The organism is Saccharopolyspora spinosa NRRL 18395 (genome assembly GCF_000194155.1).
In the GTDB taxonomy this organism is placed as follows: Bacteria; Actinomycetota; Actinomycetes; order Mycobacteriales; family Pseudonocardiaceae; genus Saccharopolyspora; species Saccharopolyspora spinosa.
This window is the reverse complement of sequence record NZ_GL877878.1, coordinates 323679-345719: the sequence shown is the minus strand read 5'-3', so window position 1 is coordinate 345719 and position 22041 is coordinate 323679. Positions and strand designations below refer to the sequence as shown.

The window sequence follows — 22041 nt, the reverse complement described above, 5'->3', positions numbered from 1 at the left end:
GACGCGATGACAACCGAACGTCGGTGCCTGCCGCGCCTGTTCCTCGGGCCACGAGATGACCCGGGGTGGGCCCCGGCCGGCACTGTCCCCAACCCGCGCCGGTTGAGCTCCGCGATCTGGCGGCGGGTGGACCAGCGCGGTTCCACGTGCTCAGAGGTGGGCGTTGCGGGGCTTCGGCGGTTCATGAACGCGTCGCGCCGCACCGAGGCCCCGCACCGCCGACACGGGCGCCCCGCCTGCCCGTACACCGCCAACGAGCGGTCGAAGTAACCGGACTCGCCATTCACGTTGACGTACAAGGCGTCGAACGAGGTGCCGCCGACCTGCAACGCCTCCTGCATGACATCGGTGACGGCATCGAACAGCTCGCGGATCTTGGGACGCGTCAAGGTCGCCGTGGGCCGCGCCCAGTGCAGCTGGGCCCGCCAGAGCGCCTCGTCCGCGTAGATGTTGCCGACCCCGGAAACCAGGCTCTGGTCGAGCAAAGCCCGCTTGATCCCGGTGCGCCGCGACCGCAACCGGGCGGCCACCGCGTCCACCGCGAATACCTGCTCCAGCGGGTCGGGCGCGATGTGCGCCACCGGCTTCGGCAACGCGATCCCGTCCACCTCGACCAGATCGGCCAGGTGCAGGCCGCCGAAGGTTCGCTGGTCGACGAACCGCAGCTCCGGCCCGCCGTCGGCGAACCGCAACCGCACCCGCAGGTGCTTCTCTTCCCGGGCGTCGCCGGGCTGCACGAGCAGCTGGCCGCTCATCCCCAGGTGCACCACCAGGGCTTCACCGCCGGAATCGGGCGAACCGGCCTCGTCACCGAGCTCCAGCCACAGGTACTTGCCGCGCCGCCGCGCCGCGCTCAGGCAACGCCCGGCGAGCCGACCCGCGAAATCATCCGGACCGGGCACGTGCCGACGCACCGCGCGCGGATGCAGGACCTCGACGCTGGACAACGTTCGACCGACCGCATGCTCGGCGACACCACGCCGGACGACCTCGACCTCAGGCAACTCAGGCACGAAAACATCTTCGACCACCCGCCCCGAACCCCGGCGCGCGGCCCCCGCCTCCCCGCTCGCGCGGGCCCGTCAGGCGGCGCTACGCGGAGGGGGTCTCGGCGTCTTCGGTGGTCTGCTGCTCGGAGAGCTGCCGCCAGGCCGCCTCGGCGGCCTTCTGCTCGGCTTCCTTCTTGGTGCGACCGTCGCCGCGACCGTAGGTCTGACCGCCGACGGCCACGTAGGCGCTGAACTCCTTGCGGTGGTCCGGCCCCTGCTCCTCGACCCGGTACTCGGGCACGCCGAGCCCGGTCGACGCGGTCAGCTCCTGCAGGCTCGTCTTCCAGTCCAGCCCGGCACCGCGCTGCGGCGCCTCGGCCAGCAGCGGCTGGAACAGCCGGTGGACCACATCGCGGGCGACGCCGATGCCCTTCGCCAGGTAAACCGCGCCGAGCACGGCTTCCAGACCGTCCGCGAGGATGCTCGCCTTGTCCCGGCCCCCCGTGAGCTCCTCGCCCCTGCCCAGCAGCAGGTACTCGCCCAGACCGCCCTCACCGAGCCTGCGGGCGACGCCGGCCAGCGCATGCATGTTGACCACGCTGGCGCGGAGCTTCGCGAGCTGCCCCTCGGGCAGGTCCGGGTGCTCGGTGTACAGGTGATCCGTGATCACCAGGCCGAGCACCGCGTCCCCGAGGAACTCCAGCCGCTCGTTCGGCGGCAGACCGCCGTTCTCGTAGGCGTACGAGCGGTGGGTAAGGGCAAGGGTGAGCAGCTCGGCGTCGAGCTCGACGCCGAGCGCTGCCGACAGCGGACCCCGATCGACTTTCCGGGCCCGTGACTGCTTTCCCCCCACTACGCGGCCGCCGATCAGGCGGGCTGGACGACCTGGCGGCCGTCGTACTGGCCGCAGGCCGGGCAGACCACGTGCGGCAGCTTCTGCTCACGGCATGCGCGGTTGGAGCACTGCACCAGCGTCGGAGCCGAGGTCTTCCACTGCGACCGGCGGTGACGGGTGTTGGCCCGGGACATCTTGCGCTTCGGGACGGCCACGACTACTTCTCCTCCTCGGTCCCGCCGAGCCGCTCTTGCAGTGCAGCCCAGCGAGGATCAATGATCTCATGCGTGTGATCGGGGGCGAGTTCGGCCCACTTCACGCCGCACCCGGTGCACAGCCCCGGGCAGTCTGGCGAGCAGAACGGTGCCGAGGGCAGCGACAGCAACATCGCGTCCCGCACCACCGGTTCGAGGTCGATCAGGTCGTCCACGACCCGCTCCACCTCGTCGTCATCGGTGCTGGCGTCCGTTGCGCTGTCCGGGTAGGCGAACAGCTCCCGCACCTCCACCTCGACCTCGTCGGAGATCGGGTCCAGGCACCGGACGCACTCGCCGGCCAAGGTGGCCGCGGCGGTGCCCGACACCAGCACGCCCTCCACCACCGACTCGGCCAGCAGGTCGAGCTCGACCGGCTCGCCCTCGGGCACCTTGATCATGTCCAGCCCGAGCCCGGCCGGTGCCGGGGCACTGCGCGTGTAGGCGCGGCTGCTGCCGGCCCGGTGGCCGATCTCCCGGGTGTCGATCACCCAAGGGCCGACGTGCGCGGTGTGCGCTGCATGGTTCTGAGACATCACAAGTTTCGGTGGTCAATTCAACAGGGCAGGTGGTGCGGCGTTGGTGGATGAACAGCTGCGCATCATCCCCAGCCAGCTTTCCCAGGGTACGCGACAGCGGTCCGCCCGCGACACCAGCCCCTCCGCGGCGAATCCGCTGCGGAGGACGGGAAAAGATCAGTTGGCACCGGTGTTGTTGCCGGCGTTCCACTCCTCGTAGTCGAACGGGGCGCCCATCGGGCTGCGCAGCTGCTGACGCCCCTTGCCGACGGTGCGAAGCGTGCGGCCGAGCAGGTCTTCGAAGTCGGCCAGGCGGGAGTCGACGTAGACGTCGCACTCGCTGCGCAGCCGCTCGGCGTCGTCGTTGGCCTCGTCGACGATCCGCTTGGCCTCGGTGTTCGCCGACTGCACGACCTCGGTGTCGGCCACCAGCCGGGCCTGTTCCGCCTTGCCCTCGTGCACCGACTGCTCGTAGGCGGCCCGGCCGGCCTGCACCATGCGGTCGGCCTCAGACTGGGCGCGGCCGACGTAGTCCTCGTACTCGCGGCGGCCGGCGGTCACCGCCTGCTCGGCCTGCGCCCGCGCCTCCGCCATCAGCTCGTCGGCCTGCTCGCGGGCGTCGGCGAGCAGTTGCTCCGCCTCGGCTCGCGCCGCGGCAAGCGTGCGGTCGGCTCCGTTGCGGGCATCCGTGACCGACTTGTCGGCCTGCGCCTCGGCGGTGGACAACACCTCGTCGCGGTGGTCGAGCACGTCCTGGGCGTCGTCGAGTTCCTGCGGGATCGCGTCCCGCACGTCGTCGAGCAGCTCCAGCACGTCGCCGCGGGGCACCACGCACCCCGACGTCATGGGCACGCCACGCGCTTCTTCGACGATCGTGACCAGCTCGTCGAGCGCCTCGAACACCCGGTACACGTTGATCTCCCTGCCGTCGTAGCCGCCGCAGCGGCAAGCATGTCAGAACACCCGCAGCCGCCGATCATGGGTTGTTCTGCTATCAGTCTGCCCGCGCTGGGCAGCGCGGCGGGGGAAATCCAGTGTCCGCGTGTCAAGCCCCCCCCAACGCACTCGTGCGCGCCCCGGGCACCCCGGGACGCGCACGGCTCGCGGAACTACGCGTTGATGTTGGTCAGCCGGAAGCTGTCGTAGTGGTCGTCGGTGTAGAAGTACTCGCCGCCGTTGCCGACCACGAAGCGGCGCGCGCCGCGGTCGTCGCTGCCAGGCGTCTTGACGGTGTACTCGTGGTAGTACCCGCTGTCGCACTTCGGCAGGATGCCTTCCCGGTTCGAGAAGACCTGGCCGTCCTGCGGGTACGGGTAGGGGCCGCCCTGCTTGATCAGGTTGACCGTGTCGGTCGCCTCCTTCGGCAGGGCGGAGAGGTCGACCTTCTGGAAGCCGGCGGTGTCCCCGCACGGCGCCTGCGCGACGGGCGCGGTCGGCGCGGCGGACAGGGCGCTCGCCTGGAACCCGACCAGGCCCACGACCGTGACCAGACCGGCCAACAGGATCTGCACTGCCTTCGACGTGATCCGCTTCATGGTCGGCCACGCTACGTCGATGGCGTGTTCACGCACTGAAGCTGACGTGAACCCGAAATGTCATTGGGCACGGTCGAAGGACACGTGCTAACCCGAACGGCTTAGCACGGCGGAAGACCCGGATGCCGCGCGACTCGGGGGTGCAGGAGCGGTGCCGCTCAGCCGCGCTCGGCCAGCCGTTCGCGGAGCCGCTGCTCGATCTTCGGCGGCAGCAGGTTCGACACGTCGCCGCCGTAGGTGGCGACCTCCTTGACCAGCGAGCTGGCCAGGAAGCTGTACAGCGGGTTGGTGGACATGAACATCGTCTCGACCCCGGACAGCTGCTGGTTCATCTGCGCCATCTGCAGCTCGTAGTCGAAGTCGCTGACCGCGCGCAGGCCCTTGACGATCGCGCCGATTTCGTGCGCCTTGCAGTAGTCCACGAGCAGGCCGTGCCAGGCGTCGATGCGCACGTTGGGCCATTGAGCGGTGACCTCGCGCAGCATCTCCAGCCGCTCCTCGACGGTGAAGAGGCTCTTCTTGTTCTTGTTGATGAGCACCGCGACGACGACCTCGTCGAACAGCTTCGACGCTCGCTCGATGATGTCCAGATGACCGTTCGTCACCGGGTCGTAGGAGCCTGGACACACGGCACGCCTCATGACCTGGCACGTTAGCAGCCGTTCGCGGATGCACCCACGATCGCGTGGCGCGGGTCACCGCTCCTCGTGCACGGCCCAGTGCACGGCGGTGTCCCCGTAGCGCTTGGTGCGCATCGCTTGGAGGGGCGGCGGCCAGTCCGGTTCGCCGCTGCGCACCGCGCGCTCGACGATCACGAGGCTGCCCGGCGCGGTCCAGCCGTTCTGGACCAGCCCGACCAGCACGCGCTGCAACTGCTCCGGCGCGAGGTCGTAGGGCGGGTCGGCCAGCACCACGTCGAAGGGCTGCGCGGCCGGGGTGCCGATCAGGGTCTCGGCCTTCGCCTGCTCCACCCGGACCTCGCGGAACCCGAGCGATGCGGCGTTGCGGCGCAGCAGCTGGGCGGCGCGCCGGTCGGACTCGACGAAGGTGGCGTGGCCCGCACCGCGCGACAGGGCTTCGAGGCCGAGCGCCCCGGAGCCGCCGTAGAGGTCAAGCACCCGCGCGCCGGTCAGCTCGATGACCGATTCCAGCGCGCTGAACAGGGCTTCCCGCACCCGCTCCGAGGTGGGTCTGGTGCCGCGCGGGGGCACGTCAATGCGCCGCCCGCCCACGCTTCCGGCCACGATCCGCGTCACCCGACCATCGTCGCGCACGCCCTCCCGACCGATGCTCCGTGGGCCCCGAAGTCCGCCCACGCACCGGGCAACGTCACGGAAGCGGCGTCAGCCGCTTCCTCTTTTCCCACCCTCGCGACTCGCACCGCCGCGGGTTCTCAGACGCCGCCTGGCGAGGACAGCCCCAGCGCTATGTATTTGGACATACCTGAGTCGGGGATCCCGGACTCAGGGCGGCGTCTGAGGTTGCGCTACCCGCACCGCCACGCAGGGCGAGTCCTAATGAAAAGGGAGTTTACGCCTGGGTATGCGGGTTCTTAGCTCCTGGGAGCAGCAAACCGGCATCGCAGCGGGTCGTAGGCTGACTGGTCTGCCCACTGCGCCAGACGGGGAGAACGACACGGTGTCCGAAGCGTCCATCAAGCAGGCCGAGATCGCGGTCGAGCAGCAGCACGTCGATCGGGTTTACGCCCGGCTCGGCGAGTTGCGTGCCGAAGCCGAGGCGATGCGCGACAAGAGCTACGAGTACGGGCAGGAGGCCACGCCCGAGGCGCTCAACGAGCGCGACGTGATGCTCTACCACGCGAACCGGACGCTGCAGGCGTTGAACGCGGAGTCCGAGGGACTCGTGTTCGGCCGTCTGGACTTCGCCGACGGTGATGCCGTGCACATCGGCCGGTTGGGCATCCGCGACCCCCAGTTCGACAACCTGCTGGTTGACTGGCGGGCCCCACTGGCGGCGGCGTTCTACCAGGCCACCCCCGAGCAGCCGCTGGACGTGGTGCGCCGCCGGGTGATCCGCTCCTCCCGCGAGGAGGTCGTCGACCTCTCCGACGACCTGCTGGACCCGGACCGGGCGCCGGCGGACATGCGGGTGATCGGCGACGGCGCGCTGATGGCGGCGCTGACCCGGTCGCGCGGCGACTCGATGCGCAACATCGTCGCCACCATCCAGAAGGAGCAGGACGACGCGATCCGGGCGCCCGAGGGCGGGGTCACCGAGATCACCGGCGGGCCGGGCACCGGCAAGACCGCAGTGGCGCTGCACCGCGCCGCCTACCTGCTCTACCGCGACCAGCGCCGGCTCGGCGGGCCCGGCGTGCTGGTGGTAGGGCCGTCGCCGGTGTTCATGTCCTACATCTCCCGCGTGCTGCCGTCGATGGGCGAGCACAACGTCGAACTCCGGGCGCTCGGCGAGGTGCTGGACGGGATCGGCACGGCCAAGATCGACGATCCGCGCACGGCGGAGGTCAAGGGCTCGTCGCTGATGGTGAAGGTGCTCCGGCGGGCGCTGCGGTTGCCGCCGCCGGACGCGCCGGAGAAGCTGCAGCTGTTCTACCGGGGCACGGTGCTGAAGCTGCAGGCCGACGACCTGAGGCGGATCCGCCGCTCGCTGCACGGCAAGGGCGGGCAGCCCAACCGGTCCCGGATGCGGGCGGCCGACGCGTTGCTGGAAGCCCTGTGGCAGAAGGCGAAGCAGGCCGCCGACGAAGACTTCCAGCCGGACCGCGAGCGGTTGATCACCGAGATCGGCGACCGCATCGAGTTCCACCGGTTCCTGGTCGCCTGGTGGCCGCCGCTGTATCCGATGCAGGTGTTGCGCTGGCTGTCCGACCCGGCGCGGCTGTCCCTCGCCGCCCGCCGGTTGCTGTCGGCCGAGGAGGTCGACCTGCTGGCCAAGTCGTGGACCGAGGTGACCGAGTGGACGGTCGCCGACATCGCGCTGATCGACGAACTGCGGGTGCTGGCCGGGCCGCCGCCGAAGCGGCGCCGCACCGCCCCGGATGCGGAGCAGTCGCGCCGCGCGGTCAACTACGACGAGTACGCGCACGTGGTGATCGACGAGGCGCAGGACCTCTCGCCGATTCAGTGGCGCATGGTGGGTCGCCGCGGGCGGCACGCGAGCTGGACGGTCGTAGGCGACCCGGTCCAGTCGTCGTGGCCCGATCCGGCGGAGGCCGCGGCGGCGCGGGAGGAGGCCCTGAGCGAGCAGCGCACGCACCGCCGGTTCACGCTGCACACCAACTACCGGAACTCGGCGGAGATCTTCGCCGTCGCCGCCGATGCGGTCCGCGACCTGGTACCGGCCGACGACCTGCCGGTCGCGGTGCGCACCACCGGAATCGACCCGGCGGTGCGCGAGGTGTCCGCGGACGAGCTGCCGCGGGAGACGCGAACCGCCGCAGCGGAGCTGGTCGCGGCGGCCGAGGGCACGGTTGGCGTGATCACCACGATGGCCCGCCGCGACGAAGTCCGCGAATGGCTATCCACTGTGGACGGCTCGGAAGCCGGCTCCGACCGGCTCCGCGTGGTCGGCAGCCTGGAGGCCAAGGGCATGGAGTACGACGCCGTGGTGGTCGTCGACCCGGACGGCCTTGCTGCGGAATCCAGCACCGGCCGCCGGGCCCTCTACGTCGCCCTTAGCCGGGCCACCCAACTCCTCACGGTCCTCAGAACCCCGTAATCCCAGCCCAACCGGGGGAATTCGTCCCGGGTGAAGGGTGCCGCCGACCGGCGTGGTCGGCCGGCGGCACCATCACGTGATACCCGGACTTCCTGGTGAACCAGCAGGGCTTCTCGCCGCTGGAGCTCGGCCGCTTCGGCGCGATCCCCGGCCTGGCCGCGATGGTGGCCAACTGGGTCGGTGGGTTTAGGTGACCAGCCAAGGTTTCCGGTTCCCGTTGCCGGGGCAGGAGATCGTGCAGGTCCGCGGCCGGGTCGCCGAGCTGTTGCGCGAGCTGCCCGCGGTGGCCCCGGCGCGGCAGCACGACTGGTCGGTGGCCAACGCAGCGGTGCGGGAGTTCATGACCCCGCCGGACACCGGGAGCGGACCGGGCGTCCACCCGACCGACGTGATCCGAACCCTGCGGCGGCTCGCGCCCGCGGACGCGGTGGTGACCAACGACGCCGGGAACTTCTCCGGATTCCTGCACCGCTACTGGTGCTTCACCGATACGCGCGCGCAACTCGGACCGTGCAACGGCGCGATGGGTTACGGGGTGCCGTCCGCCGTCGCGGCCAAGCTCTCCCGGCTCGAGCGGACCGTGATCGCGATGGTCGGCGACGGCGGTGCGTTGATGACCGGCCAGGAGATCGAAACCGGCATCCGGCACCAGGCGCCGGTGGTCGTGATCGTCTTCCAGAACGGCCGGTACGGCACGATCGCCTTGCACCAGGTGAAGAGCCGCCGCACAATGTCGGCGGTCTCGATCGGCGGTCTCGATCGGCGCGGTCGATTTCGCGGGCTGGGCACGCGGACTCGGCGCGGCGGGCTTCACCGTCGGCGCCCGCGAAGAGCTGGAACTGGTGATCCACGCCGCGCTCGCCGAAGACCGCCCCAGCCTGATCGACGTCCGCACCGACGCGGAGGTCCTCACCGCCGACACCCGCCTCGTCGACTTCCTCGAGACCTGACCTTCGCCGGGACAGCAGGATCCACGAAAGGCGCGAACAGGCCGTTCACTCCTTCCCGCTCAACGACAACAAAAGGAGCGAACGGACCGTTCACACCCAAAGACGACGCAAACAGGCCATCCACCCCACCCCGCCAGCCGGGTGGTCAGGTGAGGCCGAACTCCACGCCGGTCTGCTCGGCGATACCGCGCAGCCGGGTCAGCAGGACGTCCGGCATCGGGATGCCGTCGCGGGAGCGTTGCGCCCGCGCCATCGCTAGCGGATCCCAGGCCACCAGCACCGGGTTTCCGGGCCCAGCGGCGGGGTTTCGTGGAGGACGTCGATGGCGTCGTCGAGGTCGTCCTCGAACGAGCCCGTGGCCCGGAACGCCGCCGGGTCGAGCGACAGGAATAGTTCCCGATGTTGTGTAGGGACGCCGGATCGTCGCGCTCCCGGATCGCCGGGAACGCGCCGCCGCAGAGGGTCGCCGCCAGGAATGTGCGCCATCATGCTCAGCCCGTGTCCCTTGTGGTTGGACATCTCCAACGTGCCGCCCAGCGGGGTCAGGCCGCCGACGTCGCCGCTTTTGATCAGGCCGAGCGCCTTAGCCGCGTCCTCCACCGGCTGCCCGGCGCCGTCCACGACCCACCCGCTCGGCAGCGGCTTGCGGTGGAAGTCGTAGACCTTCACCTTGTTGACCGCGACCGTAGTGGTGGCGATGTCCGCCAGGAAGTTCGGATTCCGCCGGGCGGGCGCGGCGAACGCGTCGGGTTGGTCGGCAGCCGGGGCACCACCGAGCCGGTCGGCGTCGCACAGGACAGGTTCGCCGAGCTGGTGACCAGCCCGACCACGCCGTGCACGGCGGCCATCTCCGCGTAGTACCCGGCCGGCCCCGAAGTGGAGCGAATTGACCAGCGACACCACACCGACCCCAACTCGCCCGCGCCTTCTCGATCGCCAGCCGCATGGCGAACACGCTGGCCGGGTGAACGATCCCGGCTTTGGCGGCCACCAGCGCGGATGCCGCGTTCTCCCCGCACCACGGTCGGTTCAGGAACCTCCTGATCGAGAACCCGTTCCGCCCCTGAAACCCCGAACGCGGGCCACCCCCTGAGAGGGGACGGCCCGCGTCGGGTTGCGATCGGTCAGCCGAGTTCGATGATCAGGTCTCCGCCTTCGACCTGCTGGACCGCTCCGATCGCCAGGCGCTTGACGCGGCCGCCCTGCGGGGCGGTGATCGCGGCCTCCATCTTCATCGCCTCGATGGTGGCGATGGTCTGGCCCGCCTCCACCGCGTCGCCCTCCGCGACCGACAGCGTCACCACGCCCGCGAACGGGGCGGGCACGTGGCCGGGGTTGGACCGGTCGGCCTTCTCCGCGATCGGCAGGTCCGTGGCCACCGAGCGGTCCCGGACCTGGATCGGCCGCAGCTGGCCGTTCAGGACCGCCATCACGGTGCGGATGCCGCGCTCGTCGGGCTCGCTGATCGCCTCCAGCCCGATGAGCAGCCGCACGCCCGGCTCCAGGTCCACCGAGTACTCCTCCCCCGGCCGCAGGCCGTAGAAGAAGTCCTTGCTGCGCAGCAGGGAAGTGTCGCCGAACGCCTCGCGGTGCTCGGTGAACTCCTTGGTCGGCTTCGCGAACATCAGCCGGTTCAGGGTGCCCCGGCGGTCCGACTCCAGCCCGGCCCGGTCTTCTTCGGACAGTTCCGCGACCTTGCGCACCGCGGTGCGGCCCTCCAGGGCCCGCGTGCGGAACGGCTCTGGCCAGCCCGCCGGCGGGTCGCCGAGCTCGCCCTGCAGGAACCCGATCACCGAGTCCGGGATGTCGAACTTGCGCGGGTCGGCCTCGAAGTCGGACGGGTCCACCCCGGCGCCCACCAGGTGCAGTGCCAGGTCGCCGACCACCTTCGACGACGGGGTCACCTTGACCAGCCGGCCGAGGATCCGGTCGGCCGCGGCGTACATGGCCTCGATTTCCTCGAACTTGTCGCCCAGCCCGAGCGCGACCGCCTGGGTGCGCAGGTTCGACAGCTGGCCGCCGGGGATCTCGTGCTTGTACACGCGCCCGGTCGGCGAGGCCAGCCCTGCCTCGAAGGGCTGGTAGACCTTGCGCACCGACTCCCAGTAAGGCTCCAGGTCGCACACCGCCTGCAGGTCCAGCCCGGTGGCCTGCTCGGTGTAGTCGGTGGCGGCGACCACCGACGACAGCGCGGGCTGCGAGGTGGTGCCGGCCAGCGACGCCGTCGCGGCGTCCACCGCGTCCACACCGGACTGGACGGCCGCAAGGTAGGTGGCTAGCTGGCCGCCCGGCGTGTCATGGGTGTGCAGGTGCACCGGCAGGTCGAATTCCTTGCGCAGCGCGGAAACCAGCTTCGCCGCCGCCGGCGGGCGCAGCAGCCCGGCCATGTCCTTGATGGCCAGCACGTGCGCACCGGCGTCGACGATCTGCTCCGCCAGTCGCAGGTAGTAATCGAGCGTGTACAGCTTTTCGTCCGGGTTGGACAGGTCGGCCGTGTAGCACAGCGCCACCTCGGCGATCGACTTGCCGGTGGCCCGTACCGCCTCGATCGCCGGGCGCATCTGCTCGACGTCGTTGAGCGCGTCGAAGATGCGGAAGATGTCGATTCCGGTGCCGGTGGCCTCCTGCACGAAGTGCTCGGTCACCTCGGTCGGGTAAGGCGTGTAGCCGACCGTGTTGCGCCCGCGCAGCAGCATCTGCAGGCAGATGTTGGGCACCGCCTCGCGCAGCTTCGCCAACCGCTCCCACGGGTCCTCGGCGAGGAACCGCAGCGCCACGTCGTAGGTCGCGCCGCCCCAGCACTCCAGGGACAGCAGCTCCGGCGTCATCCGCGCCACGTGCGGCGCGACCGCGAGCAGGTCCTTGGTGCGCACCCGGGTCGCCAGCAGCGACTGGTGGGCGTCCCGGAAGGTGGTGTCGGTGACGCCGACGGCCTTGGATTCCCGCAGCCAGCGGGCAAAACCTTCCGGACCGAGCTCGGTGAGGCGCTGCTTCGAACCGGCCGCCGGGGCGACCGACAGGTCGATCGCCGGCAGCTTGTACGCCGGGTCCGGGGTGGTTGGGCGCTTGCCGTTGGGCCGGTTGACCGTCACGTCGGCGAGGTAGTTCAGCAGCCGGGTGCCGCGGTCGGCGGAGTGGCGGGCGGTGAGCAGGTGCGGCCGCTCGCTGATGAACGAGGTGGTGACCTTGCCCGCGGCGAAGTCCGGGTCGTCCAGCACGGCCTGCAGGAACGGGATGTTCGTGGATACGCCGCGGATCCGGAACTCGGCTACCGCGCGGCGGGCCCGCGCGACGGCGGTGGCGAAGTCGCGGCCCCGGCAGGAGAGCTTCACCAGCATCGAGTCGAAGTGGGCGCTGACGCTGGTGCCGGCGAACGCGGTGCCGCCGTCGAGCCGGATGCCCGCGCCGCCCGGCGAGCGGTAGGCGCTGATCATGCCGGTGTCCGGGCGGAACCCGTTGGCCGGGTCCTCGGTGGTGATGCGGCACTGCAGGGCGGCGCCGCGCAACCGGATCGCGTCCTGCGTCATGCCGAGGTCTTCGAGCGTCTCACCTGCGGCAATGCGCATCTGCGACTGGACCAGGTCGGCGTCGGTGACCTCTTCGGTGACCGTGTGCTCGACCTGGATGCGCGGGTTCATCTCGATGAACACGTGGCGGCCCTGCTCGTCGACCAGGAACTCCACGGTGCCCGCGTTGACGTAGCCGATCTTGCGGGCGAAGGCGACCGCGTCGGCGCAGATCTGCTCCCGCAGCTGCGGGTCGAGGTTGGGCGCCGGGGCGATCTCGATGACCTTCTGGTGGCGGCGCTGCACCGAGCAGTCCCGCTCGTAGAGGTGGATCACGTTGCCCGCGGCATCGGCGAGGATCTGCACCTCGATGTGCCGCGGGTTGATGACCGCCTGCTCCAGGAAGACCGTCGGGTCGCCGAAGGCCGATTCGGCCTCGCGCATCGCCGCTTCGAGCGCCTCGCGCAGCCCGGACACCGCGTCGACGTGGCGCATGCCGCGCCCGCCACCGCCGGCGACGGCCTTCACGAACACCGGGAACGTCATGTTCTCGGCGGCGGCCAGCAGCTCGTCGACGTCGCGGGAGGGAGCCGAGGAGTCCAGCACCGGAACCCCGGCCTCGCGGGCGGCGGCGACCGCGGTCGCCTTGTTCCCGGTCATCTGCAGGATCTCGTGGCTGGGGCCGACGAAGGTGATCCCGGCTTCCTGGCAGGCCCGCGCCAGTTCGGGGTTCTCGGAGAGGAACCCGTAACCGGGGTAGATCGCGTCCGCGCCAGCCTGGCGCGCGGCCTTGATGATCTCTTCGACGGACAGGTAAGCGCGGACCGGATGACCAGCTTCACCGATCTCATACGACTCGTCCGCTTTCAGGCGGTGCAACGAGTTGCGGTCTTCGTGCGGGAACACCGCGACCGTGCCCGCACCCAGCTCGTACGCGGCGCGGAACGCGCGGATCGCAATCTCGCCGCGGTTCGCGACGAGGACCTTGCGGAACATGCCGGCTCCTCCTGGACAGGTGTCGGTCGGTGTGAGCACAGTACCGCGAAAATTCCCTCTTCCGGGAGGACCTCTCAGGTGATGGACACCTCGATGCCTTGATGACCTGCTCAAACGAAGATTCGAAATACGGTCTGGACCAAAAGAAAAACCATCCAATTTCGCCTTTGTGGAATTTTCAATTTATTATTCTCGTCCAGGCATGGCGTATGCCCCAACGTCGGCGCCCGACCGGCGGCTGGACTGCCCGCCGAAGAGCCGCAAGATCGTGGACGACACCGCAAGCCCTACCGCGACGCTCGCACTGGGGGAGCCTCTGATGCCACTCCGACATCCCCACGTCCTAGACCCCGACGCCACCGACATCCAGGCCGAGGGCGCCGTCCTCCGGGAGCGCGGGCCCGCCACCCCGATCGACCTGCCCGGACAGGTCACGGCCTGGGCCGTGACCGACCCCGGGTTGCTGCGCCGCCTGCTGACCGATCAGCGGGTTTCCAAGGACCCGCGCCAACACTGGCCCGCGTGGATCGCCGGCGAGATCCCGCCCGACTGGCCGCTGGTTACCTGGGTGGCGGTGGCCAGCATGGGCACCGCCTACGGCCAAGACCACCGGCGGCTGCGTTCGCTGGTCTCCGGCACGTTCACGGCACGCCGCATCGCGGCGCTGCGGCCAGAAATCGAGCAAATCGTCACCGCGCTGCTCGACGACCTCGCCTCGGACGCGGGCGGGGCGCCGGTCGACCTCCGCGAACGGTTCGCCCACCCGCTGCCGATCGAGGTGATCTGCCGACTGGTCGGCTTCCCAGACGACGGGTCCCGCACGCGGCTGCGGCAGATCGTCGACATCACCTTCGACACCACCACCGAACCGGGCGAGATGGCCGCGAGCATGGGCGAGGCGCAGGAGCTCTTCGCCGGGCTAGTCGCGGCGAAGAGCCGGGAACCCGGGGACGACCTCGTCAGCGCCATGCTGGTGGCCCGGGACGAGAACGACTCGCGGCTCAGCGAGGCCGAACTGATCAACATGATCTTCCTGCTGCTTGGGGCCGGTCACGAAACGACCGTCAACCTCCTCGATCACGCCATCGCGGCGCTGCTCACCCAGCGCGACCAGCTCGACCTGGTATTGACCGGGCGCTGTTCCTGGCACGACGTGATCGAGGAGACGCTGCGCTGGCAGGCACCGGTGGCGAACCTGCCGCTGCGCTACGCGATCGAGGACATCGAGCTGGACGGGCTGACCATCCGCCGGGGTGAGCCGATCCTGGCGGCATACGCAGCGGCCGGGCGAGCCCCGGACCGGCACGACGACGCGGACCGCTCCGACATCACCCGGCCGGACAAGGAGCACCTGGCCTTCGGCCACGGCGTCCATTTCTGCCTCGGCTCGTCGCTGGCCCGGCTGGAAGCGGAGGTCGCCCTACCGGCGCTGTTCGACCGCTTCCCGGATCTGACGCTCGCGGTCGCCCCGAACCGGCTGCGCCCGCTGGCCTCGTTCATCTCCAACGGCCACCTGGAGCTACCGGTCCGCCTGACGCCCTAGCCCGCGGAGGAACTCATCTGGTCAGGGCCCGCCGCGTATGGTCGGCGTACACAAGCCGGGGATCCCCGAGACCAGGCGGCGTCTGAGCGTCCGCCACCCGCACGCAACGCACAACGAGCTTGGAAACAGCTTCTAGAGCCCCGAAAACGCTCACGGCCCCTGACCAGGCCTAGCTCTTCTCCAGGTACTCGGCGCGGTCGGCATCGACCACTTCGGCGACCATCCGGGCCAGGCCCGGCTGCTTCCGCAGTTGGGGGTCTTCGCCGACCACCCGGTCGGCTTCCTCCCTGGCCTGGGCGATCACGTCCTCGTCGCGCAGCAGCGACAGCATCTTCAGGCCCGACTTCCGGCCGGACTGCGCCGCACCGAGGATGTCGCCCTCACGGCGCAGCTCCAGGTCCAGGCGGGCGAGCTCGAAACCGTCCGTGGTGGAGGCCACCGCGTCCAGCCGGTCCCGCGTGGTGGTGCCAGCCATCGCCTCGGTGACCAGCAGGCAAAGGCCCGGCGCGCTGCCCCGGCCGACGCGGCCGCGCAGCTGGTGCAGCTGGCTGACGCCGAACCGGTCGGCGTCCATGATCACCATGACGGTCGCGTTCGGCACGTTCACGCCGACCTCGACGACGGTGGTGGCGACCAGCACGTCCAGCTCCCCGGCGGCGAACGCGCGCATCACCGCGTCCTTGTCGTCCGCGGCCAGCCGGCCGTGCAGAATGCCCAGCCGCAGGCCCGCGAGCGGCCCGGCGGCAAGCTGCTCCGCGACGTCGAGCACCGCCACCGGCGGCCGCCGCTCCTCGCCCTCCTCCGGCGGCGGTTCCTCGCCGCCCCCGTCGCTGTCGTCCACAGCGGACTTCGCGGCCTTCTTCTTGCCTTTGCCCGAGTTCTCCTCGTCGTCGCCGATCCGCGGGCACACCACGTAGACCTGGTGCCCGGCCGTGACCTCCTCGTGGATGCGCGCCCAGGCCCGGTCCAGCCAAGCCGGTTTCTCCGCCACCGGAACGACGCTCGTGCTGATCGGCGAGCGACCACGCGGAAGTTCCCGCAGCGCCGAGGTTTCCAGGTCGCCGTAGACCGTCATCGCCACCGTGCGCGGGATCGGCGTCGCGGTCATCACGAGCACGTGCGGCGACACTTCGTCCCCGCCGCGCGCCCGCAACGCGTCGCGCTGCTCGACACCGAAGCGGTGCTGTTCGTCCACCACGACCAGGCCGAGATCGGCGAACGACACCCGGTCCTGGATCAGCGCATGCGTGCCGACGACGATCCCGGCCTCACCGGAAGCCGCCTCCAGCAAGGCCTTCTTGCGCTGCGCCGCGTTCAGCGAACCGGTCAGCAGCGTGACGCGGGTGGCGTCGTCCGCGCCGCCGAGCTCACCTGCCATCGCCAGGTCGCCAAGCAGTTCGCGCAGCGAGCGGGCGTGCTGCGCGGCAAGCACCTCGGTCGGCGCGAGCATCGCCGCCTGCCGCCCGGAGTCCACCACCTGCAGCATCCCGCGCAGCGCCACCACCGTCTTGCCACTGCCGACCTCGCCCTGCACCAGGCGGTTCATCGGGTGCTCGGTGGTCAGGTCGACGGCGATCTGCTCGCCGATCTCCCGCTGCCCCTTGGTCAGCTCGAACGGCATCCGCTGGTCGAACGCCGCCAGCACGCCATCGTCGCGCCGCCGGCACACCGGCGCCGGATGCGACTTCGCCGCGACGCGCAGCTGCGCCAGCGCCAGCTGCACCGCCAGCGCCTCGTCCCACTTCAACCGGTTCTGCGCGACCGCCACCTCCCCGAAGTTCTGCGGGCGGTGGATCTTGCGCAGCGCCGATTCCAGGTCCGCCAGCCGCATGCGGTCGCGCAACTCCACCGGCAGCGGGTCGTCGGTGCCGTCCCAGACGTCCAGCACCTGGCTCACGCATTGCGCGATGGACCACGACGGCAAGCCCTGCGCGGCCGGGTAGACCGGGATCAGCGCGGCGGCGAATTCTTCGGCCGCCGAGCCGAGATCGGTCTTCTCCGCGTCGAAGAGCTGGTACTCCGGGTGTGCCAGCTGCAGCTGCTTGCGGTAGGCGGTGACCTTGCCCGCGAACATGCCGCGCCGCCCCGGCAGCAGCTCCCGCTCCCGCCAAGCCTGGTTGAAGAACGTGCAGCTCAGCGAGCGGTGGCCATCGGTGATGCGGGCCTCGACGATGGTGCCGCGGCGGGACTTCATGGTGCGCTTGCTGACCCGCTCCACCTGCGCCAGCACGGTGGCGTGCTCGCCGATCTCCAGCCCGGCGATCGCGGTCAGCTCGCCGCGCTCGGCGTAGCGGCGCGGGTAGTGGCGCAGCAGATCTCCCACGGTGGCCAGGCCCAGCGCCGAATCGAGCGCCTTGCCGGACTTGGCGCCGAGCACCCGATCGAGCTTCGCGTCCAATGTGGTCACTGCTTGTCCTCCGCCGTGCGCATCGTCACCGGTCGTCCCGCCGGGCAGGCACCCGCAAGTTACTGGACCGCACCGACGAGTCGATCAGTCGGTGGCGGCGACCCGCGCACTCTGGCTGCCCAACCGCCATCCCAGCCAACCCGCGAGCGCGCCGCCCAGCAGCAGCCAGCCCTGCGCGTGGAGGTCGACGGTGTCCCGGAAGTCTGAGGCGTTCAGGTTGGTGAGCGTGGTCAGCACGACGTTGCCCAGCATCAGCGCGCCGAAGACGCCCAACGCCGCCCCAGCCCAGGCCAGGCCGCGTCGCTGCAGCACCCCGCGGACCCCGAAGACGCTCCACACCGCGGCGACCGCCAGCCACCAGACGAGCTTGTCGAAGAGGAAGTCACGCAGCGGACTGGAGCTCTCCGGCGCGCCCGACGACGTCCACTCGACCGCGATGGGCTCGGGCAGCCAGGTGCGCAGCAGCAGCGGGATCGCGATCATCAGCAGCGCGACGAGCACGGTCCAGCCACCGACGAACCACAGATATCGGCTTCGGACTCTCACTGGACGCTCCCGGGTCAGTCGACGACCAGTGCTGACAGTAGCGCCACGCCGCCGCTGCCGTCCGGCCCGGCCGGGCATCGCCGACCGAGCCGACCGCTGGTCAGGCGGTCGCGACGGGTTGCGGTGCGCGAGCGACGGGCCACTGGCGCATCACGAACAGCGCGAGCACGGCCATCAGCACCCAACCGAGCAGGCCGGTGGCCCCGGCGACGATCAGGTTCGGCGGCTCGGCCGCGGAACCCAGCAGCATCGGCGGGCCGAGCCCGGCGACCAGCAGCAACACGAACGTGCGCCTTGCGCGGTCCGAACGCCAGCCCGGTCGCGCGGGCCCAGTTCCGGGCCGGTGCGCGGTGGTCCAGCGGCCGCACCGCGAGCACGCCGAGCGTAGGCGTGAACATCATGATGCCGGCCACCCACAGGAAACCGCTGCCCAAGCCGCCCGCAAGCCACAGCGGCAGCGCCAGGAGCCACGCGCCGCCCAGCGCGACGAGCAGATACACCCATAAGTCGCGACGTCCCACGAGTTCCTTCCTCACAGCGCCGAGTTTTCGGTGATCAGCGCGTTGATCAGCGCGGCGCCGCGTTCGGCGTGGTCGACGCTGATGTAGAAGTCGCGGCCGGAGGTCAGCCGCAGGACCAGGCACTCGCCGCTGCGCATCATGATCGCGGTGCTGCTGGGGAGAACCCGGTAGCCCCAGCCGCCGACCTCGAGCGCCCGCCGGGTCTCGACCCGCGCGCCCTCGATCTGTGCCAGCCGGATCCGCCGAGCGGGCCAGCGCTGCGGCCCGAACGCGACTCGCACCCCGCGCTCGTCGGCCTGCACTCGCGCCGAAGAAATGGCGAGGCACGCCGCACCGGCCAGCAGCGGCGCCAGCGCGACTTGCGAGGTCTGGAAGATGAACGTCACCGCCGCGACCAGCAGCACGACGACGCCGACCACGCGGAGCACCTGGCTCGACACCGACGACAGCCACACCGCGCGTTCGCCCGCCTTCAACGCCAGCTCCGAACCCGAAGCCAGGTCCTGCTCCTCGCCCGGCCCCCGGTTGCATGCGAACCAGCCGACGCGGCCGGCGATCCCGGCGGCCGCCAGCATCGGAACCACCTGCCAGCTCAGCGACCCGGCCTGCCGCCACTCGACGGCGTCCAGGTTCACCCACGCGGTCAGCGCACTCAGGCCGACGACGAATACCCCGGCAGCCGCGAGGATCGCGCCCGTGGCGGCGCGGGTGCGCCGCAGCCGCCAGCCGCGCGCGCCGTACCAGAGCGCGCCCACCCCAACCGCCAGCCAGCCGACCAGCAGGAAAACCAGGAAACCGGTGAGCGACATCGAGTCGTTGGGCGCGCCGGAGAAGCTCCAGTGCGAGGCGATCGGATCCGGCAGCCGGTCCCGGAGGGCCAGCGCGCCGACGACGAGCACCGCCGTCACGGCCGCCACCCACAGGACCGAAGCGGCCAGGAACCGGGTGCGGTAGGTCATTTCGCCTCCTGGGTCTGGTGGGACACCGTTGTCGGGCTGCGCGGAAATCGCGGATGATCCCTCATGCCTCCCCCTGCCTGATCCATTCGATGACGTCGTCCGGCCGGTAGCCGTGGCGCTCCGCATCGGCCAGCAGCTCGCCGAGCCGCCGCTGCAGCGCGGCCCGCGTGTCTGGGCGGCGCAGCACCGTGACGCCGCGCCCGCGGCGGAACTCCAGCAGCCCCTCTTCGCGCAGTTGGCGCAGCGCGCGGAGCACGGTGTTGGAGTTGATCTGCAGCGCGACGCCCAGGTCCCGCGCGGGCGGCAGCCGATCTCCCGGCTCGACCTCGCCGTCGGCGATGGCGCGCCGGATTGCGTCGGCGGCCTGCTCGTGCAGCGGCCGCTGGTCGTGCAGATCCAATGAAAGCAACATGATGCTAATAACAATAGCATCATTCACCTCTCAACGACCGGCGGATCCACCATTTGCACAGATCAGGTCTCGCGAGCGCCTCCAGTCGTCATGGCACCAAGCCACGCTCGCGGGATCTGACCAGGCAAAAAATACGACCGCATCGGGGCGATCGGAACCGGTGCTACTCGACGCCGACGAGGAGCAGCGCGCCGAGATCGCCGCCCGGGTAGCAGGCGAATTCCACCTCGGGATGGGCGTGCCGGAGGTGCTCGGCCAGCGCATCCGGCAGCCCCTCCGGGGCATCCGCCTGAACAAGCGCGGTGAGCAGCTCGCCACCGATGGCGAGCATCCTGGTGGCGAGGTCGCGGGCCGCGGCCGGCACGTCGTCGCCGATGAGCACGACCTCGCCGTCGATCAACCCGAGCACGTCGCCGGGCAGGCAACGGCCGACCCAGGTCAACGCCTCGGCGTCGGCGATGCGCAGCTCGCCGCGCCGGGTCGCGGCCGCCGCCTCGGCCATCGCCACCTGGTCATCGGCCCGGCGGCGGCTCGGGTCGTGCACCGCGAGCGCGGCCAGCCCCTGCACCGGCGACGCCATCGGCACCACGACCACGTCCTGCCCCTCGCCGATCACCCCGGACCGTTCCACCACGGCGGCCGTCTCCGCGTCGTTGGGCAGCACCACCACGTGCGCGGCACCGGTCGAATCGAAGGCCTCGCGCAGCCAGTCCGCGCTCAGCTCCGCGCCGACGACCAGCACGTCGGCGCCCTCCGCGGCGAACAGCTCCCCTAACGCGCGGTCGGGAACGCAGGCGAGCACCGCGACGTCCCGCGCGAAAGCGGCCTGCTGGTCGGCGAACCTGGTGACCTTGATCTTGTGCACGCGCCCGGCATCGATGCCCGCCTCGATCGCCGCGCCGATCTCGTCGCAGTGCACGTGCACGGCCCAGGAAGCCCCGCCGTCACCGACCACGGACACGCAGTCACCGAGCCCGCGCAAGGCTTCCCGCAGCGCCGAGACCCGATCCTGATCGGTGTCGGCGAGCAGGTACATGATCTCGTACTCGTATTGCGACTCGTGCTCCAGCACTCCCGAATCCCCCGGGACCGGAGCCTTCGGCGCGAGCCACTCGCCGTCGCGAACCACCGCGTGGAGTGCGTCAAGCATGATCACCAAGCCCCGGCCGCCGGCATCGACGACACCGGCGTCGGAGAGCACCGCGAGCTGCGCGGGCGTCGCAGCCAGTGCGCCGATAGCCGCTCGGGTCGCCTCGTGCACGACCACTTCCAGCTCGTCCGAACCGACCGCCGCACGCGCCGCAGCGCGCAACACCGACAGCACCGTGCCCTCGACGGGTTCGGCAACGGCCTGCCTGGCCAGCCCATCGGCGCGGACCAGGGCTGCGCCGAGCGCTCGGCCGTCCGCCTCCGCGACGTCGCGCAGCGACTCGGCAATACCGCGCAGGGCCTGCGACAGCAGCACGCCCGAGTTCCCGCACGCACCGCCAAGCGCGCCTTTGGACAGCGCGTCGAGGACGCCGCCGAGCGTGTCCGGCTCAACCGCGTCCAGCGTTTCCACCGCCGCGCGCATCGTCTGCAGCAGGTTGGTGCCGGTGTCGCCGTCGGCGACCGGGTAGACGTTGATCCGGTCGATCGCGTCGCGCTCGGCGACCAGCGCGGCCAGCCCCAGGTCCGCCCACCGGCGGGCAGCCGCCGCAGTCAGCGTCCGCAACACCCGCGACCTCCCACGCAACCACCTAGGATCGGATTGTCCGAGAGTAGTCGCTATCCGCGCCGTGTTCGGCCCGCGTCGGCACTCGCCCCCCGCCGCCGAACGCGCCATAAGCCGGTGGGCTAGACTGATCCGGTCCCAGGGTGGCGATGACCCCGGGCGACCGGGCTCTCCGGGAGGCCGCCGGCCACGGCGGTGAACAGCAAGCGCTCACGCAAGTGCCCTCAAGGCGAGGGTGATGCGCTTGTGGCTCTCATCGCTGTAACCGTCAAGCAAAGTAAGGGGTGTCTGACGTGGCTGCCGTATGCGACGTCTGCGGTAAGGGACCAGGCTTCGGCAACTCGGTCTCGCACTCCCACCGGAAGACCAAGCGCCGGTGGAACCCGAACATTCAGACCGTGCACGCCAAGATCGGTCTTTCGCAGCGCAAGCGCATGAACGTGTGCACCTCGTGCATGAAGGCCGGCAAGGTCGTCCGCGGCTGACGTGACTTCGCGCGAAACCCCGAGGCCGAGCGCCTCGGGGTTTTCTGCGTGCGCACTCCATCCGAGTCCCACGCGCTGAACTGCGCCTCGACGTCAGGCAAGCGGCCTGAGCCGTTCCCTTTTCATCGCGCGCAACCTGCACCGCAGCGCAAAGCGACCGCGTGCCCCTCGC

The 22041-nt window shown here is 70.6% G+C and carries 18 protein-coding genes and 3 pseudogenes; 5 read left to right on the top strand and 16 right to left on the bottom strand.

Translation table 11 applies throughout. The annotated features are described in order from the left end of the window. Positions 1-143: 143 nt before the first annotated feature. The 8 genes and pseudogenes from mutM to rsmD all read right to left on the bottom strand — a co-directional run. Positions 144-1013: pseudogene (gene mutM, locus SSPN_RS42010) on the bottom strand (bifunctional DNA-formamidopyrimidine glycosylase/DNA-(apurinic or apyrimidinic site) lyase); the annotation flags it as partial. Between the two features lie 79 nt (positions 1014-1092). Beyond that, positions 1093-1842 (bottom strand): ribonuclease III, encoded by a 750-nt coding sequence (gene rnc, locus SSPN_RS0101755; RefSeq protein WP_010305811.1) that lies wholly within the window; start codon positions 1840-1842, stop codon positions 1093-1095. Between the two features lie 14 nt (positions 1843-1856). After that, entirely contained in the window at positions 1857-2039 is a 183-nt protein-coding gene (gene rpmF / locus SSPN_RS0101750) for a 50S ribosomal protein L32 (RefSeq protein WP_010305807.1), read from the bottom strand. A gap of 2 nt (positions 2040-2041) precedes the next feature. Next, positions 2042-2614, bottom strand: coding sequence for a YceD family protein (locus SSPN_RS0101745; RefSeq protein WP_010305803.1), 573 nt, complete (start codon positions 2612-2614; stop codon positions 2042-2044). A gap of 159 nt (positions 2615-2773) precedes the next feature. Then, positions 2774-3508 carry a DivIVA domain-containing protein gene (locus SSPN_RS0101740; RefSeq protein WP_010305800.1) on the bottom strand — a complete coding sequence of 245 codons (735 nt, stop codon included), beginning with the start codon at positions 3506-3508 and terminating at the stop codon, positions 2774-2776. 197 nt (positions 3509-3705) lie between these two features. Further along, positions 3706-4131 (bottom strand): guanyl-specific ribonuclease, encoded by a 426-nt coding sequence (locus SSPN_RS0101735; RefSeq protein WP_029534865.1) that lies wholly within the window; start codon positions 4129-4131, stop codon positions 3706-3708. A 158-nt stretch (positions 4132-4289) separates the two neighbouring features. Continuing rightward, positions 4290-4772: a pantetheine-phosphate adenylyltransferase gene (gene coaD, locus SSPN_RS0101730; protein WP_010305792.1), complete on the bottom strand. Its 483-nt coding sequence runs from the start codon at positions 4770-4772 to the stop codon at positions 4290-4292. Positions 4773-4826: 54 nt separating this feature from the next. Beyond that, entirely contained in the window at positions 4827-5387 is a 561-nt protein-coding gene (gene rsmD, locus SSPN_RS0101725; protein WP_010305790.1) for a 16S rRNA (guanine(966)-N(2))-methyltransferase RsmD, read from the bottom strand. A gap of 382 nt (positions 5388-5769) precedes the next feature. Here rsmD and SSPN_RS0101720 point away from each other — a divergent pair, with 382 nt between their 5' ends. From SSPN_RS0101720 to SSPN_RS61395, 3 genes and pseudogenes are all read left to right on the top strand, one after another. After that, on the top strand, positions 5770-7830 hold the full coding sequence (locus tag SSPN_RS0101720; RefSeq protein ID WP_010305786.1) for a HelD family protein: 2061 nt from the start codon (positions 5770-5772) through the stop codon (positions 7828-7830). 340 nt (positions 7831-8170) lie between these two features. After that, positions 8171-8491 (top strand): annotated as a pseudogene (locus SSPN_RS61400) (thiamine pyrophosphate-dependent enzyme); the annotation flags it as partial. 97 nt (positions 8492-8588) lie between these two features. Beyond that, a pseudogene (locus SSPN_RS61395) lies at positions 8589-8660 on the top strand (hypothetical protein); the annotation flags it as partial. 375 nt (positions 8661-9035) lie between these two features. On the opposite strand, the gene SSPN_RS42005 reads toward SSPN_RS61395, so the two are convergent. Continuing rightward, positions 9036-9680 carry an Ldh family oxidoreductase gene (locus SSPN_RS42005; protein WP_158309521.1) on the bottom strand — a complete coding sequence of 215 codons (645 nt, stop codon included), beginning with the start codon at positions 9678-9680 and terminating at the stop codon, positions 9036-9038. 224 nt (positions 9681-9904) lie between these two features. After that, positions 9905-13282 carry a pyruvate carboxylase gene (locus tag SSPN_RS0101690; protein WP_010305766.1) on the bottom strand — a complete coding sequence of 1126 codons (3378 nt, stop codon included), beginning with the start codon at positions 13280-13282 and terminating at the stop codon, positions 9905-9907. 319 nt (positions 13283-13601) lie between these two features. On the opposite strand from SSPN_RS0101690, the gene SSPN_RS0101685 reads away from it, so the two are divergent. Continuing rightward, positions 13602-14825 carry a cytochrome P450 family protein gene (locus tag SSPN_RS0101685; protein WP_044573188.1) on the top strand — a complete coding sequence of 408 codons (1224 nt, stop codon included), beginning with the start codon at positions 13602-13604 and terminating at the stop codon, positions 14823-14825. A 169-nt stretch (positions 14826-14994) separates the two neighbouring features. On the opposite strand, the gene recG is transcribed toward SSPN_RS0101685, so the two are convergent. From recG to SSPN_RS0101655, 6 genes are all read right to left on the bottom strand, one after another. Continuing rightward, positions 14995-17232 (bottom strand): ATP-dependent DNA helicase RecG, encoded by a 2238-nt coding sequence (gene recG / locus SSPN_RS0101680; RefSeq protein WP_010305761.1) that lies wholly within the window; start codon positions 17230-17232, stop codon positions 14995-14997. Between the two features lie 84 nt (positions 17233-17316). Further along, positions 17317-17778 carry a hypothetical protein gene (locus SSPN_RS0101675; protein WP_010305758.1) on the bottom strand — a complete coding sequence of 154 codons (462 nt, stop codon included), beginning with the start codon at positions 17776-17778 and terminating at the stop codon, positions 17317-17319. Between the two features lie 100 nt (positions 17779-17878). Continuing rightward, positions 17879-18061 (bottom strand): hypothetical protein, encoded by a 183-nt coding sequence (locus SSPN_RS0101670; protein WP_010305755.1) that lies wholly within the window; start codon positions 18059-18061, stop codon positions 17879-17881. A gap of 249 nt (positions 18062-18310) precedes the next feature. Further along, positions 18311-19258 carry a DUF1648 domain-containing protein gene (locus tag SSPN_RS0101665; protein ID WP_010305752.1) on the bottom strand — a complete coding sequence of 316 codons (948 nt, stop codon included), beginning with the start codon at positions 19256-19258 and terminating at the stop codon, positions 18311-18313. A 61-nt stretch (positions 19259-19319) separates the two neighbouring features. After that, positions 19320-19670 carry a GntR family transcriptional regulator gene (locus SSPN_RS0101660; RefSeq protein WP_010305748.1) on the bottom strand — a complete coding sequence of 117 codons (351 nt, stop codon included), beginning with the start codon at positions 19668-19670 and terminating at the stop codon, positions 19320-19322. A 163-nt stretch (positions 19671-19833) separates the two neighbouring features. Then, entirely contained in the window at positions 19834-21387 is a 1554-nt protein-coding gene (locus tag SSPN_RS0101655; protein ID WP_010305744.1) for a DAK2 domain-containing protein, read from the bottom strand. Positions 21388-21677: 290 nt separating this feature from the next. On the opposite strand from SSPN_RS0101655, the gene rpmB reads away from it, so the two are divergent. Beyond that, positions 21678-21869: a 50S ribosomal protein L28 gene (rpmB, locus tag SSPN_RS0101650; RefSeq protein ID WP_010305739.1), complete on the top strand. Its 192-nt coding sequence runs from the start codon at positions 21678-21680 to the stop codon at positions 21867-21869. Positions 21870-22041: the final 172 nt, after the last annotated feature.

Coding starts and splice junctions, on each gene's coding strand:
- SSPN_RS0101745 (WP_010305803.1), bottom strand. CDS start 2,614: ATGTCTCAGAACCATGCAGCGCACACCGCGCACGTCGGCCCTTGGGTG.
- SSPN_RS0101685 (WP_044573188.1), top strand. CDS start 13,602: ATGCCACTCCGACATCCCCACGTCCTAGACCCCGACGCCACCGACATC.
- SSPN_RS0101660 (WP_010305748.1), bottom strand. CDS start 19,670: ATGTTGCTTTCATTGGATCTGCACGACCAGCGGCCGCTGCACGAGCAG.
- SSPN_RS0101735 (WP_029534865.1), bottom strand. CDS start 4,131: ATGAAGCGGATCACGTCGAAGGCAGTGCAGATCCTGTTGGCCGGTCTG.
- coaD (WP_010305792.1), bottom strand. CDS start 4,772: ATGAGGCGTGCCGTGTGTCCAGGCTCCTACGACCCGGTGACGAACGGT.
- SSPN_RS0101690 (WP_010305766.1), bottom strand. CDS start 13,282: ATGTTCCGCAAGGTCCTCGTCGCGAACCGCGGCGAGATTGCGATCCGC.
- SSPN_RS0101665 (WP_010305752.1), bottom strand. CDS start 19,258: ATGACCTACCGCACCCGGTTCCTGGCCGCTTCGGTCCTGTGGGTGGCG.